Origin of the sequence: Streptomyces sp. NPDC018026, from assembly GCF_044327745.1 — a bacterium.
GTDB lineage: Bacteria > Actinomycetota > Actinomycetes > Streptomycetales > Streptomycetaceae > Streptomyces > Streptomyces rubrogriseus.
In genome coordinates, this window is sequence record NZ_JBIRFY010000009.1 from 47,438 (window position 1) to 60,384 (window position 12,947).

Consider the following 12,947-nt stretch of genomic DNA (forward strand, 5'->3'; position numbering starts at 1 on the left):
TGTGCTACCCGCGGCATCCGGGGCACCTGCGGCACCTCAGGCGGCGTAGTCGCCGACCAGTGCCGCGCCGCTCTCGTGGTCTGCGCGGTCGGTGATCTCGCCGGCCACCCAGGCGTCCACGCCGCGGTCGGCGAGGGTCGTCAGGGCCACGTCCGTCGACTCCTCGGGCACGATCGCGATCATGCCCACGCCCATGTTCAGGGTCTTCTCCAGCTCCAGGCGCTCGACCTCGCCGGTCCGGCCGACGAGGTCGAAGATCGCGCCCGGGGTCCAGGTGGAGCGGTCGACCACGGCGTGCAGGCCGTCGGGGATCACGCGGGCCAGGTTGGCCGCGAGTCCGCCGCCGGTGACGTGGCTGAAGGCGTGGACCTCGGCGGTGCGCATGAGGGCCAGGCAGTCCAGGGAGTAGATCTTGGTCGGCTCCAGCAGCTCCTCGCCGAGGGTGCGGCCGAGGCCGTCCAGGTGGGCGTCGAGCGCCAGGCCGGCCTCGTTCAGCAGGACGTGGCGGACCAGCGAGTACCCGTTCGAGTGAAGCCCGGAGGACGCCATGGCGATCACCGCGTCACCCGTACGGATGCGATCCGGGCCGAGCAGGCGGTCGGCCTCCACGACGCCCGTACCGGCGCCGGCGACGTCGAAGTCGTCCGCGCCCAGCAGGCCGGGGTGTTCGGCCGTCTCGCCGCCCACCAGGGCGCATCCCGCCAGCACACAGCCCTCGGCGATGCCCTTGACGATGGCGGCGACGCGCTCGGGGTGGACCTTGCCGACGCAGATGTAGTCGGTCATGAACAGCGGCTCGGCGCCGCACACCACGATGTCGTCCATGACCATCGCGACCAGGTCGTGGCCGATGGTGTCGTAGACGCCGAGCCGGCGGGCGATGTCGACCTTGGTGCCGACGCCGTCGGTGGCGGAGGCGAGCAGCGGGCGCTCGTAGTTCTTGAGGGCGGAGGCGTCGAAGAGGCCGGCGAAGCCGCCGAGGCCGCCGAGGACCTCCGGGCGCCGCGTCTTCTTGACCCATTCCTTCATGAGCTCGACGGCGCGGTCGCCCGCCTCGATGTCGACGCCGGCTGCTGCGTAGCTGGCACCAGTTGTGTCAGGCATGACGATGTGAACCTTCGTGTCGTACGGCAGGGAGGCCAGGGAAACCATGGGAAAGCCGGGCGATCCAGGGAAACGGACGGCTACGGGCGACGGATGGCGTCGGCGGCGGCCGTACCGGCGGGCCCGGCGGCCAGCTCGGTCTCCAGGAGCTGCTTGCCGAGCAGCTCGGGGTCGGGAAGCTCCATCGGGTACTCCCCGTCGAAGCAGGCACGGCACAGGTTCGGCTTGGCGATGGTGGTCGCCTCGATCATGCCGTCGATGGAGATGTACGCCAGGGAGTCGGCGCCCATCGAGGTGCCGATCTCCTCGACGCTCATGCCGTTGGCGATCAGCTCGGCGCGGGTGGCGAAGTCGATGCCGAAGAAGCAGGGCCACTTCACGGGCGGGGACGAGATCCGGATGTGGATCTCGGCGGCGCCCGCCTCGCGGAGCATGCGGACCAGGGCACGCTGGGTGTTGCCGCGGACGATGGAGTCGTCGACGACGACCAGCCGCTTGCCCTTGATGACTTCCTTCAGGGGATTCAGCTTCAGGCGGATGCCCAACTGGCGGATGGTCTGTGAGGGCTGGATGAAGGTCCGGCCGACATAGGCGTTCTTCACCAGGCCGTTGCCGAAGGGGATGCCGGAGGCCTCGGCGTAGCCGATCGCGGCGGGGGTGCCGGATTCCGGGGTCGCTATGACGAGATCGGCCTCCGCGGGGGCCTCCTTCGCCAGCCGGCGGCCCATCTCGACACGCGAGAGGTAGACGTTGCGGCCGGCGATGTCGGTGTCCGGGCGGGCCAGGTACACGTATTCGAAGACGCAGCCCTTGGGCTTCGCTTCTGCGAATCGGGAAGTGCGCAGACCGTTCTCGTCGATGGCGACGAACTCGCCCGGCTCGATCTCCCGGACGAAGCTCGCGCCGCAGATGTCGAGAGCGGCGGACTCGGAGGCGACCACCCAGCCGCGCTCCAGGCGGCCGAGGACCAGCGGGCGGATGCCCTGCGGGTCGCGGGCCGCGTAGAGGGTGTGCTCGTCCATGAAGACGAGGGAGAAGGCACCGCGCACCTGGGGCAGCACCTGGCCGGCCGCCTCCTCGACGGTCAGCGGCTTGCCGTCCTCGTCGACCTGACCCGCGAGCAGGGCCGTGATCAGGTCCGTGTCGTTGGTCGCCGCGACGCGGGTGGAGCGGCCGTCCTGCTTGGGCAGGTCGGCGACCAGCTCCGCGAGCCGGGCGGTGTTGACGAGGTTGCCGTTGTGCCCGAGCGCGAGGGAACCCTGCGCGGTGGCACGGAACGTCGGCTGGGCGTTCTCCCACACGGAGGCACCGGTGGTCGAGTAGCGGGCGTGACCGACCGCGATGTGACCCTGGAGCGAACCGAGCGAGGTCTCGTCGAAGACCTGGGACACCAGGCCCATGTCCTTGAAGACGAGGATCTGGGAGCCGTTGCTGACCGCGATTCCCGCGGATTCCTGGCCCCGATGCTGGAGGGCGTACAGCCCGAAGTACGTGAGCTTTGCGACCTCTTCGCCCGGAGCCCAGACACCGAAGACGCCGCAAGCGTCCTGGGGGCCCTTCTCGCCGGGAAGCAGATCGTGATTGAGTCGACCGTCACCACGTGGCACGCCTCCGAGTGTAGGCGAGGTCGACCACTGGTCCGAATTGGGGATACGGGCCCACCCATGGATCACCGGTCGGCGACGGCGCGGACCGTGACACCGTCTTCGCTGGTCAGCGTGAGGGTTTCATGATCGATCCGGTAGTCGACCTTGCCGTCGAAGAAGCCCAGCAGCCGCTTCTCGGCGTCCATGAGTGAGCCTTCGCACATCATTCGGGTGGTGGACGGGGCGCCGAGGGTGATACGCCCGTCGCTGACGGTGGCCCCGGCGTTGACGTGGTTGCAGGGGAGCCGCCCGGAGACGCTCTTCGCGTCCTGGTCGAAGGTCAGGTGGGCGCGGCCCTTCCCGTCCTTCCCGTCCGGCCGGCGCGGGGTGTCCACGGTCCACTTCGTGCCGTAGAGGGACGCGTCCTCGGACCTGCTGAGCCGGACCGTGTCGCCGTCGGCGGTGGTGAGGGTCAGGCGGTCGCCCTCGCTCTCGGTGGTGAGGGGGCCGGTGGTGAGGGCGCGGCCGAGGGACTTCTCGAAGTCGGCGGGCGTCTCGGCGCAGGCCTTCTCGGTGAACATGGCGTCGCTGAGCCGGACCCGCCGGCCGTCGTCGCCGCCGCCGTCGCCGTCGCCGCCCTCGTCTTCGACGGCGGCGCGGGCGCTGAAGCTGTTGCAGCCGGTGCTGCCCGCGGCCTCGCCGCCGTCGTCGATCCGTACGTGTGCCGCGTCCGGCGCCCGGTGGGTGGTGCCGTCGACGGTGACGCTGTCGATGCTCCACCGGACGCCGGTGAGGCGCGGTCCGTCCGCGCCGACGGAAGCACCGCCGGTGCCGTCGGCCTGCTCGCTCCCGCAGGCCGCGGCGAGCGGGACGAGCGCGACGACGGCCGCCGCGGTGAGGGTCATGCTGCGCTGCTGCTTCTGCCTGTACATGCCGATTCGACGGAGACAAGGAAGGTCCGGTTCCGTCGTCCGTCCGCTTCTCCGCAGCTCGCCCTCTTCCCGGCGCTCCCCCGCCTCCGCTCGGCTCAGCTCAGCAGCGGCAGCAGCGCCCCGAGGTCGGCCCGCTCCCCGCTCGCGCTCACCTTCGCCCCGTCCAGGGCGTCCTTCCAGGCCAGCCGTCCGGTGGCGAGCCGGATCCAGGTCAGCGGGTCGGTCTCGACGACGTTGGGCGGGGTGCCCCGGGTGTGCCGGGGACCCTCGACGCACTGCACGACCGCGTACGGCGGGATCCGCACCTCCGTCGAGCCGCCGGGCGCCTTCACGGCGAGCGCGTCGGCCAGCAGCCGGGTCGCGGCGGCCAGCGCCTGCCGGTCGTACGGGATGTCGAGGCCGGGGACCGCGGCGTTCAGGTCGTCGGTGTGCACGACCAGCTCGACGGTGCGGGTGACGACGTAGTCGGCCAGCGGCAGGGCGCCCGCGCTGGTGGGGAGCAGCCTGCTCCCGGGGTGGGTGTCGAGCCGCTCGGTGAAGCGCCGCTCGACCTCGGCGAGGTGGGCGTCGAGGCCGGGGTGCTCGGCGGCGAGCCGGCGGGCCGTCCCGGCGATGGCGTCCGCGTCGGCGGCGATGGCGAACGGCCAGTCGAGCAGCCGGCCGTCCTGCCGCACCGGCTCGGGCTCCGCCAGCAGCCGGTCCACGGCGGTCAGCGCCATCCCGACGTGCGCGACCAGCTCCCGCACGGTCCAGTCCCCGAGCCGGGTCGGCAGACCGAGCTGCTCGGACGTGAGGCCCCGAACGGCCACCCGCACGTGACCGAACTGGGCGAGAACGGCGGCGCGGGTGCGGGCGGAGTCGTAGGCGCGGGGGCGTTTCCTGGCCGGGGGCATGCGGTGAGCCTATGCGGGCGAGGTGGCCGACGAGGGCGTCTCGAAGATCTCGCCGTTGCGCGGGACGCCGATGCCGGTCCAGGTGAAGGGGATGCCCCGGGCGGTGTCCGGGTCGGGGCCGTCCATCAGCTGGAAGTGGACGTGCGGCTCGGTGGAGTTGCCGGTGTTGCCGCAGCGGGCGAGCACCTGGCCTGCGCGGACCCGGTCGCCCTCGTGGACGGTGAACGAGTCGCGCCGGACGTGCGCGTACAGGGCGTGAACGCCGTCGCCGAGGTCGAGGACGAGGTGATTGCCGACGATACGGCGGACGCCGGCCAGCTCCCGGACCGAGCCCTCGACGAGCATCAGGTACAGCAGCGCGGGCAGCGAGGTCCGGCTCAGGTGGTCGCGCTGGCCGTCGTCGGCGCGTACGACCGTGCCGTCGGCCACCGCGAGGAGCGGCGCGCCGAACGCCGGGAAGTCGCGGCTGCGCCGGGCGAGCGGCCACAGGGCACGGAAGCCGGGGCGGGCGCCGGGCTCCGGCTCGGCGACGAGGTCGATGGCGAAGGTCTGGCCGTAGGCGTGGACGCCGTGGCTCGGGGTGCGGTCGGCCGGGCTGTTCAGCGCGGACCAGCGGCCGGTGACGGGCGGGGCGGTCTCGACGGGCTCGCGGGACCTGCCGGGCGCGTCCGGGGCGCCGCCGTTCCAGCGGTTGACAACCGTGATCAGGACGTAGGCGAGGACCAGCGGCAGGAAGACGCTCCACCACGGATACCCCGGGTCGAAGAGGACGCCGACGACCACCAGGGCCAGGAAGACGAGCTGGAGCACCCGGAAGGTGATCATGGCGAGCTTGCGTGCGGACATCGTTCGTTCCCCCTTGCTCGTGACGGGCCCGCCGGTTGGGGCCTCGGTCAGTTCCGCGCGGCCGACAGCGCCACCAGCAGCGGTACGACCCGCCCCGGCGGCACCTCGTGGCGGCCCCGGCCGGTGGTGTGCAGCCAGCCGGCGCCGGTGAGCTGGCGCAGGTGGTGGTAGATCTGGCCGGTCGTGCCCATCCCGTCCAGCTCCGCCAGCTCGGCGGCGGTGCGCCGCCCCCCGAACACCTCCCTCAGCAGCCGCAGCCGCACGGGATGCCCCAGCGCGGCGAACACCTCGGCGGACTCGGACCAGTCGGCGTCCAGCAGCCCTTCGGTCAGCGCGCCGTGCTGCCAGGCGTACTGCTCCCCGGTCGGCAGGCGTACGGAGCCGGTGAAGAGGACACCCCCGGCTTCCGCCTCCAGCTCCGTGAGCTGCTCCTTTAGCCCTTCCAGGGCCCAGAGGTCGCCCGCCTGGACGCGAGGCGCGGGGCGGTCGGTGGCTTCCAGCGCGGCGAGGCGCCGTTCGAGGTCGGCCACGCGTTGTTCCAGATGCTCCACACTTACGAGATTACGTAACTATGTAATCTCGCGCAAGCGTCACTCGTACGTGTGTCTGGCCGCGAAAGGTGGCCCGGGAGGGCCGCAGCCCCGGAAACACTGGTCCGCGCCTGGAAGGAGGTGCAACATGACGGTTATGGCCGAGCACACGTCTCAGATGTCGGTGGACGAGTTCGAAACGATCGCTTCCGCCGCTCCCGAGACCGTCACGTTGGAGTTCATTGACGGACGGATCGGGGTCAAACAAGTGACCGACGGGGATCACGACACCATCGTGTCCTGGCTGGCCAAGCGCTGTATTCAGGCCCGACCGGACCTGGACCTGTACCACGCGCGAGGCCTCCGCGTCGACGGGTATCGCCAGAGCAGGGCCAGGCCGGACGCCGTGCTCGTACCCGAGGCCCACTTCGCGGGATACGGCGAATGGGCCGACCCGGCTGGAGCACTCATGGTCGTCGAGGTCACCTCGTACGACTCGGACACGGACAGGCGGGACCGGCACGAGAAGCCGGCCGCGTACGGTCAGGCGGGGATCCCGCTGTACCTGCTGATCGACCGGGACAGCTGCACAGTCACGGTGCACAGCGGCCCGGACCGGAGGGTCGGCGGCTACCGGGACGCCCGCGTCACGAAGTTCGGCGAGACGTTGGTGCTCCCCGACCCCGTCGGCATCGAACTCGACACGGAGATCCTCAAGAACTACGTGCGCTGAGACGACGAGGTCCCGCCCGGAACCAGCCGGACGGGACCTCGGACGCTCAGGGAGCCGCGACTACTACGCCAGCAGCCCCGGGATCGTCCCCTCGTGGGCCTCGCGCAGGTCGGTCAGGGGGAGGGTGAACTCGCCCTGGACCTCGACCGCGTCGCCGTCGACCACGCCGATGCGGGTGACCGGCAGGCCGCGGGCGCCGCACATGTCGTTGAAGCGGACCTCCTCCGAGCGCGGGACGGCGACGACCGCGCGGCCCGCCGACTCCGAGAACAGGAAGGTGAAGGCGTCCAGCCCGTCCGGTACGACCAGACGCGCGCCCCTGCCGCCCAGCAGCGCCGACTCGACGACCGCCTGGACCAGACCGCCGTCGGACAGGTCGTGCGCGGAGTCGATCATGCCGTCGCGGGAGGCGGAGATCAGGATCTCGCCGAGCAGGCGCTCGCGCTCCAGGTCGACCTTCGGGGGCAGGCCGCCGAGGTGGTCGTGGATCACCTGGGACCAGGCCGAGCCGCCGAACTCCTCACGCGTGTCGCCCAGCAGGTACAGCAGCTGGCCGTCCTCCTGGAAGGCGACCGGCGTGCGCCGGGCCACGTCGTCGATGACGCCGAGGACCGCGACCACGGGGGTCGGGTGGATGGCCGCCTCGCCCGTCTGGTTGTAGAGGGAGACGTTGCCGCCCGTGACCGGGGTGCCGAGCTGGAGGCAGCCGTCGGCCAGGCCGCGCACGGCCTCGGCGAACTGCCACATGACCGCCGGGTCCTCCGGCGAGCCGAAGTTCAGGCAGTCGGAGACCGCCAGGGGCTTCGCGCCGGTCGTGGCCACGTTGCGGTAGGCCTCCGCCAGCGCCAGCTGCGCGCCCGTGTACGGGTCGAGCTTGGCGTAGCGGCCGTTGCCGTCGGTCGCGATGGCGACGCCGAGGCCGGACTCCTCGTCCACCCGGATCATGCCCGAGTCCTCGGGCTGGGCAAGCACGGTGTTGCCCTGCACGAAGTGGTCGTACTGCTGGGTGATCCACTGCTTGGACGCCTGGTTGGGCGAGCCGACCAGCTTGAGGACCTGGGCCTTCAGCTCCTCGGGCGTACCCGGCCGGGGCAGCTTGCCCGCGTCGTCGGCCTGGAGCGCGTCCTGCCAGTCGGGGCGGGCGTAGGGGCGCTCGTAGACCGGGCCGTCGTGGGCGACGGTGCGCGGGTCGACGTCGACGATCTTGCCGCCGTGCCAGAAGATTTCCAGCCTGTCGCCGTCGGTGACCTCACCGATGACCGTGGCGATGACGTCCCACTTCTCGCAGATCTCCAGGAAGCGGTCGACCTTCTCCGGCTCCACGACCGCGCACATGCGCTCCTGCGACTCGCTCATGAGGATTTCCTCGGGCGAGAGGGTCGAGTCGCGCAGCGGTACGTCGTCCAGGGTGACGCGCATGCCGCCGGAGCCGTTCGACGCCAGTTCGCTGGTCGCGCAGGACAGGCCCGCCGCGCCGAGGTCCTGGATGCCGACGACCAGCTTCTCGGCGAACGCCTCCAGGGTGCACTCGATGAGGAGCTTCTCCTGGAAGGGGTCGCCGACCTGGACGGCGGGGCGCTTGGACGGCTTGGCATCGTCGAAGGTCTCCGAGGCGAGGATCGACGCGCCGCCGATGCCGTCGCCGCCGGTGCGGGCGCCGTACAGGATGACCTTGTTGCCCGCGCCGGACGCCTTGGCGAGGTGGATGTCCTCGTGCCGCATGACGCCGATGGCACCGGCGTTGACCAGCGGGTTGCCCTGGTAGCAGGCGTCGAAGACGACCTCGCCGCCGATGTTGGGCAGGCCCAGGCAGTTGCCGTAGCCGCCGATGCCGGCGACGACGCCCGGGAGGACGCGCTTGGTGTCGGGGTGGTCCGCGGCGCCGAAGCGCAGGGGGTCGACCACGGCCACCGGGCGCGCGCCCATCGCGATGATGTCGCGCACAATGCCGCCGACGCCCGTGGCCGCGCCCTGGTAGGGCTCGACGTAGGACGGGTGGTTGTGCGACTCGACCTTGAAGGTGACCGCGTAGCCCTGGCCGACGTCGACCACACCGGCGTTCTCGCCGATGCCGACGAGCATCGCCTCGGACTCGGGGGCCTTCTCGCCGAACTGGCGCAGGTGGACCTTGCTGCTCTTGTACGAGCAGTGCTCGGACCACATGACGGAGTACATGGCCAGCTCCGCGCCGGTGGGGCGGCGGCCGAGGATCTCGACGACCCGCTCGTACTCGTCCTTCTTCAGGCCCAGCTCGGCCCAGGGCAGCTCGACGTCGGGGGTCGCGGTCGCGTGCTCGACCGTGTCCAGGGATTTGGGGGCCCGAAGGGCTTCCGTTGAGGGCGGCGGTGGGAGACGGGAGGGCGTCCGGCTCATGCGTTGACCAGCTTCTTGAGGATCGAGGTGAAGAACGGCAGGCCGTCGGTACGGCCCGTACCGATCAGCGACTCCACGGCGTGCTCGGGGTGCGGCATGAGGCCGACGACGTTCCCGGCGGCGTTGGTGATGCCGGCGATGTCGTTGAGCGAGCCGTTGGGGTTCATGTCCAGGTAGCGGAAGGCCACCCGCCCCTCGGCCTCCAGCTCGTCCAGCGTGCGCCGGTCGGCGACGTAGCGGCCGTCCATGTTCTTCAGCGGGATGTGGATCTCCTGGCCGGCGGTGTAGTCGCTGGTCCAGGAGGTGTCCGCGTTCTCCACCCGCAGCTTCTGGTCGCGGCAGATGAAGTGCAGGTGGTCGTTGCCCAGCATGCCGCCCGGCAGCAGGTGGGCCTCGGTGAGGATCTGGAAGCCGTTGCAGATGCCCAGCACCGGCAGCCCGGCCTTCGCCTGGTCGATGACGGTGTCCATCACCGGCGAGAAGCGCGCGATGGCACCGGCGCGCAGATAATCGCCGTACGAGAAACCGCCGCACAGCACCACGGCGTCGACCTGCTTGAGGTCCTTGTCCTTGTGCCAGAGGGCGACGGGTTCCGCACCGGCGACGCGGATCGCGCGCTGCGTGTCCCGGTCGTCGAGACTGCCGGGGAAAGTGACGACGCCAATACGAGCGGTCACTTCGCCGCCCCCGCGACTACGTCTTCGGACTCGACCTTGACGGTGAAGTCCTCGATCACGGTGTTGGCGAGGAAGGATTCCGCAAGATCATGGATGCGGGCGAGGGCGGCGTCGTCGACCGGCCCGTCCACTTCCAGTTCGAATCGCTTTCCCTGACGGACGTCCGAGATCCCTTCGAAACCCAGTCGCGGCAGTGCGCGCTGCACCGCCTGGCCCTGGGGGTCGAGGATCTCCGGCTTGAGCATGACGTCGACTACGACGCGTGCCACTGGCACTCCCGGTGTGTGGTGCTGAGCAGGTTCCTTCAGACTACCCGTACAAAATTTCTACGCGCGTAGCCTTGGAGGAAACTACGTGAGCCCAGTCACGATTCGGCATCGGGAGGGGGCGGTCACGAAAAGCTTCGGGAAAGATCCGGGATCGGGCGCGGACACCTATTGCGCGAGGGACACGCGGGCAGATTTAGTCGGTCTTCCCATTGCAATGCCGGGCACTGTACAAATGAAATGTCATTAGCCGATACTTTGCCCAATTACAGGCGAACAGTCGGCATCTCCGCGGCGTCTCGGCACGTTCGGGCACGTCATCGCGGAGATGCCGCACGAAGGGACCGATATTCGTGGCGCAGCGTGTCGTGGTCACTCTCTTTGACGACATCGACGGCTCGGAAGCGGCGGAGACGATCGCCTTCGGAGTCGACGGCCGGATGTACGAGATCGACCTGAACGAAGCCAATGCCCGGAAACTGCGCAAGGCGCTGGAGCCGTACGTCTCGGCCGGTCGCAAGCGCTCCCGGTCCGGCAAGGCCTACCGGCAGACCGAGGTCGCCCCCGACCCGGCGGCGGTCCGCGCCTGGGCCCAGGCGAACAAGATGGACGTGCCCGCGCGGGGCCGGATCCCGAAGAAGGTGTACGAGGCGTTCGCCGAGGCGCGGTGAGCCGTGCGTCCAGTGAGCCGGCGCCCGGCGGGAGCGGCCGACGGCCGCTCAGCCGCCCCTCGCGGCAACCGACTTGCGCGGCACCCCGGGTGATCAGCTAAAGTCTGGAGCACGCCGAGGGGCGAGGCCGAAAGGCCCAGCTCACGGAACATGCGGGTGTAGTTCAGTAGTAGAACATCCCCCTTCCAGGGGGAAGGCGCAGTGTGCAATTCCTGTCACCCGCTCTGCACCGCCGTACCGATGACCCAATGGGATCAGGTAGGCTGGTGCTCGCACCGATCGGTGAACCGCCGGTCGGGAGCAACTGCGGACGTAGCTCAGTTGGTAGAGCGCAACCTTGCCAAGGTTGAGGTCGCGAGTTCGAGCCTCGTCGTCCGCTCGGGAATCAGACCCCGGTCCTCAGGGCCGGGGTCTTTTCGTGCGTCCGGCCCCGGGTGCCCCGGCGGCTCTGACATTTGTCATGTCCGGTGATGACGGCTCGCACTGTCGTCCCGCCCGGTGCGCCGGAATGCTTGAAGCATGCAAACGAACGAGCACGAACACGTGATTGAGGTCACCGACCTTCGGCGTGTGTACGGGGGCGGGTTCGAGGCCGTGCGCGGAATCGACTTCTCCGTGCGCCGCGGGGAGGTCTTCGCCCTGCTCGGCACCAACGGCGCCGGCAAGACGTCGACGGTCGAGCTCCTGGAGGGGCTGGCCGCCCCGGCCGGCGGACGGGTCCGGGTCCTCGGGCACGACCCGTACACCGAGCGGGCCGCCGTACGCCCCCGTACCGGGGTCATGCTCCAGGAGGGCGGCTTCCCCTCCGAGCTGACGGTCGCCGAGACGGCACGGATGTGGGCGGGGTGCGTGAGCGGCGCCCGGCCACCGGCCGAGGTGCTGGCGCTGGTCGGCCTGGAGGCGAAGTCCGGCACCCGCGTGAAGCAGCTGTCCGGGGGCCAGCGGCGCCGCCTGGACCTGGCGCTCGCGCTGCTCGGCGACCCCGAGGTGCTCTTCCTCGACGAGCCCAGCACCGGCCTGGACGCCGAAGGCCGCCGGGACACCTGGGAGTTGGTGGGCGCCCTGCGCGACCAGGGCACGACGGTGCTGCTGACCACGCACTACCTGGAGGAGGCCGAGCACCTCGCCGACCGGCTCGCGATCATGCACGACGGCCGGATCGCCACCACCGGCACCCCGGCCGAGGTGACCGCCGCCCAGCCGTCCCACATCTCCTTCGAACTGCCCGACGGCTACTTCGTGGGCGACCTGCCGCCGCTCGGCGAGCTCGGTGTGAGCGACCACGAGATCGACGGCCGGACGGTGAAGCTGCGCACCCGGGAACTCCAGCGCGCGGCCACCGGCCTGCTGCTGTGGGCCGCGCAGGCCGCGGTGGAACTGCGCCGCCTGGACGTGCGCTCGGCGTCCCTGGAGGAGGCCTTCCTCAGCATCGCCAAGAAGGTGTCGGCGAGGTCGGACGGCACCGCGACGGACCCGACGGACCCGATGGACCCGACGGAGAAGGAGTACGCGGCATGAGCGCTACGGACGCACCGGCCCGCGCGAAAGGTCCCGCCCGGACGGCGGTCACCACGCCGAGGAGCCGCATGACCGCCCTCGCCCGCGCCGAGCTGACCCTGCTCGGGCGGAACAAGGGCACCGTCTTCGCCGCGCTGTTCATCCCGTTCGTGATGCCGTTCAGCGTGCGGGCGGGAGCCGAGGAGATGGACCTCGGCAAGGCGGGGCTGACCATCGGCACGCTCGTGCTGCCCGCCGCGATCGGCTTCTCGCTGCTGTTCGCCGTCTACTCGGCCCTCGTCGGCGTCTTCGTCGTCCGGCGCGAGGAACTCGTCCTCAAGCGGCTGCGCACCGGCGAGCTGCGGGACGCGGAGATCCTCGCCGGTTCCGCCCTGCCGGCCGTACTCAGCGGGCTCGTGCAGTCCCTGCTGCTCGCGGTGGGCTGCGCGGTCCTGCTCGACCTGCCGGCGCCGTCGGCACCCCTGCTGAGCGTCGTCGGCCTGCTGCTGGGCCTGGTGATGTGTGCCGCGCTCGCGGCCGTCACCGCGAGCTTCACCAGGACCGGGGAGAGCGCGCAGGTCACGCCGCTGCCGTTCACGTTCGTCTCGATGCTCGCCTCCGGCCTGTTCTTCCCGCTGGAGCTGCTGCCCGACCGGGTGGCCTCGGTGTGCGAGCTGCTGCCGCTGACCCCCGTCGTCACCCTGGTGCGCGGCGGCTGGACCGGCGACCTGTCGGCGTCCGAGACGCTGGGCGCCGCGGCGACGGCGGTGGCCTGGACGGTCCTCGCGGTGTTTGCTGTACGGCGGCGGTTCCGATGGGAGCCGCGGCACTGACGTGAC

The 12,947-nt window shown here is 70.8% G+C and carries 13 protein-coding genes and 2 tRNA genes; 6 read left to right on the forward strand and 9 right to left on the reverse strand.

Annotation, left to right across the window (positions count from 1 at the left end; genetic code table 11):
* Window positions 1-36: 36 nt before the first annotated feature.
* The 6 genes from purM to ACH4D3_RS26285 form a co-directional block, all read right to left on the reverse strand.
* Complete coding sequence (gene purM, locus ACH4D3_RS26260) at window positions 37-1,104, reverse strand: phosphoribosylformylglycinamidine cyclo-ligase (protein ID WP_398326500.1); 1,068 nt, start codon at window positions 1,102-1,104, stop codon at window positions 37-39.
* 80 nt (window positions 1,105-1,184) lie between these two features.
* Window positions 1,185-2,711, reverse strand: coding sequence for an amidophosphoribosyltransferase (purF, locus tag ACH4D3_RS26265; protein WP_398326503.1), 1,527 nt, complete (start codon window positions 2,709-2,711; stop codon window positions 1,185-1,187).
* 62 nt (window positions 2,712-2,773) lie between these two features.
* Window positions 2,774-3,622, reverse strand: a complete 849-nt coding sequence (locus tag ACH4D3_RS26270) for an META domain-containing protein (RefSeq protein WP_398326506.1) — start codon at window positions 3,620-3,622, stop codon at window positions 2,774-2,776.
* A gap of 95 nt (window positions 3,623-3,717) precedes the next feature.
* On the reverse strand, window positions 3,718-4,515 hold the full coding sequence (locus ACH4D3_RS26275; protein ID WP_398326509.1) for a sterol carrier family protein: 798 nt from the start codon (window positions 4,513-4,515) through the stop codon (window positions 3,718-3,720).
* A 9-nt stretch (window positions 4,516-4,524) separates the two neighbouring features.
* Window positions 4,525-5,361 (reverse strand): M23 family metallopeptidase, encoded by an 837-nt coding sequence (locus tag ACH4D3_RS26280; RefSeq protein ID WP_398326512.1) that lies wholly within the window; start codon window positions 5,359-5,361, stop codon window positions 4,525-4,527.
* A 47-nt stretch (window positions 5,362-5,408) separates the two neighbouring features.
* Window positions 5,409-5,891, reverse strand: a complete 483-nt coding sequence (locus ACH4D3_RS26285; protein ID WP_398327056.1) for an ArsR/SmtB family transcription factor — start codon at window positions 5,889-5,891, stop codon at window positions 5,409-5,411.
* A gap of 148 nt (window positions 5,892-6,039) precedes the next feature.
* Here ACH4D3_RS26285 and ACH4D3_RS26290 point away from each other — a divergent pair, with 148 nt between their 5' ends.
* Window positions 6,040-6,624: a Uma2 family endonuclease gene (locus ACH4D3_RS26290; protein ID WP_398326515.1), complete on the forward strand. Its 585-nt coding sequence runs from the start codon at window positions 6,040-6,042 to the stop codon at window positions 6,622-6,624.
* Between the two features lie 63 nt (window positions 6,625-6,687).
* Here the strand turns inward: ACH4D3_RS26290 and purL are convergent, their stop codons facing one another.
* Genes purL through purS form a run of 3 tightly spaced genes read right to left on the reverse strand, consistent with a single transcriptional unit; the run spans window position 6,688 to window position 9,943 of the window.
* Window positions 6,688-8,997 (reverse strand): phosphoribosylformylglycinamidine synthase subunit PurL, encoded by a 2,310-nt coding sequence (gene purL / locus ACH4D3_RS26295; RefSeq protein WP_398326518.1) that lies wholly within the window; start codon window positions 8,995-8,997, stop codon window positions 6,688-6,690.
* Window positions 8,994-9,674 (reverse strand): phosphoribosylformylglycinamidine synthase subunit PurQ, encoded by a 681-nt coding sequence (gene purQ / locus ACH4D3_RS26300; protein ID WP_003974894.1) that lies wholly within the window; start codon window positions 9,672-9,674, stop codon window positions 8,994-8,996. Before purQ ends, purL begins: the two co-directional genes overlap by 4 nt.
* Window positions 9,671-9,943: a phosphoribosylformylglycinamidine synthase subunit PurS gene (purS, locus tag ACH4D3_RS26305; protein WP_003974895.1), complete on the reverse strand. Its 273-nt coding sequence runs from the start codon at window positions 9,941-9,943 to the stop codon at window positions 9,671-9,673. Before purS ends, purQ begins: the two co-directional genes overlap by 4 nt.
* A gap of 350 nt (window positions 9,944-10,293) precedes the next feature.
* On the opposite strand from purS, the gene ACH4D3_RS26310 reads away from it, so the two are divergent.
* From ACH4D3_RS26310 to ACH4D3_RS26330, 5 genes are all read left to right on the forward strand, one after another.
* On the forward strand, window positions 10,294-10,611 hold the full coding sequence (locus tag ACH4D3_RS26310; RefSeq protein WP_003974896.1) for an Lsr2 family protein: 318 nt from the start codon (window positions 10,294-10,296) through the stop codon (window positions 10,609-10,611).
* Window positions 10,612-10,763: 152 nt separating this feature from the next.
* Window positions 10,764-10,835 (forward strand) — tRNA-Gly (locus ACH4D3_RS26315).
* A gap of 82 nt (window positions 10,836-10,917) precedes the next feature.
* A tRNA-Gly gene (locus ACH4D3_RS26320) sits at window positions 10,918-10,990 on the forward strand.
* A 140-nt stretch (window positions 10,991-11,130) separates the two neighbouring features.
* The gene (locus ACH4D3_RS26325; RefSeq protein ID WP_398326523.1) at window positions 11,131-12,129 is read left to right on the forward strand and encodes an ABC transporter ATP-binding protein; all 999 of its coding nucleotides are present in this window, start codon (window positions 11,131-11,133) and stop codon (window positions 12,127-12,129) included.
* Window positions 12,126-12,941, forward strand: a complete 816-nt coding sequence (locus ACH4D3_RS26330) for an ABC transporter permease (protein WP_398326526.1) — start codon at window positions 12,126-12,128, stop codon at window positions 12,939-12,941. The genes ACH4D3_RS26325 and ACH4D3_RS26330 overlap by 4 nt, the downstream gene beginning before the upstream one ends.
* Window positions 12,942-12,947: the final 6 nt, after the last annotated feature.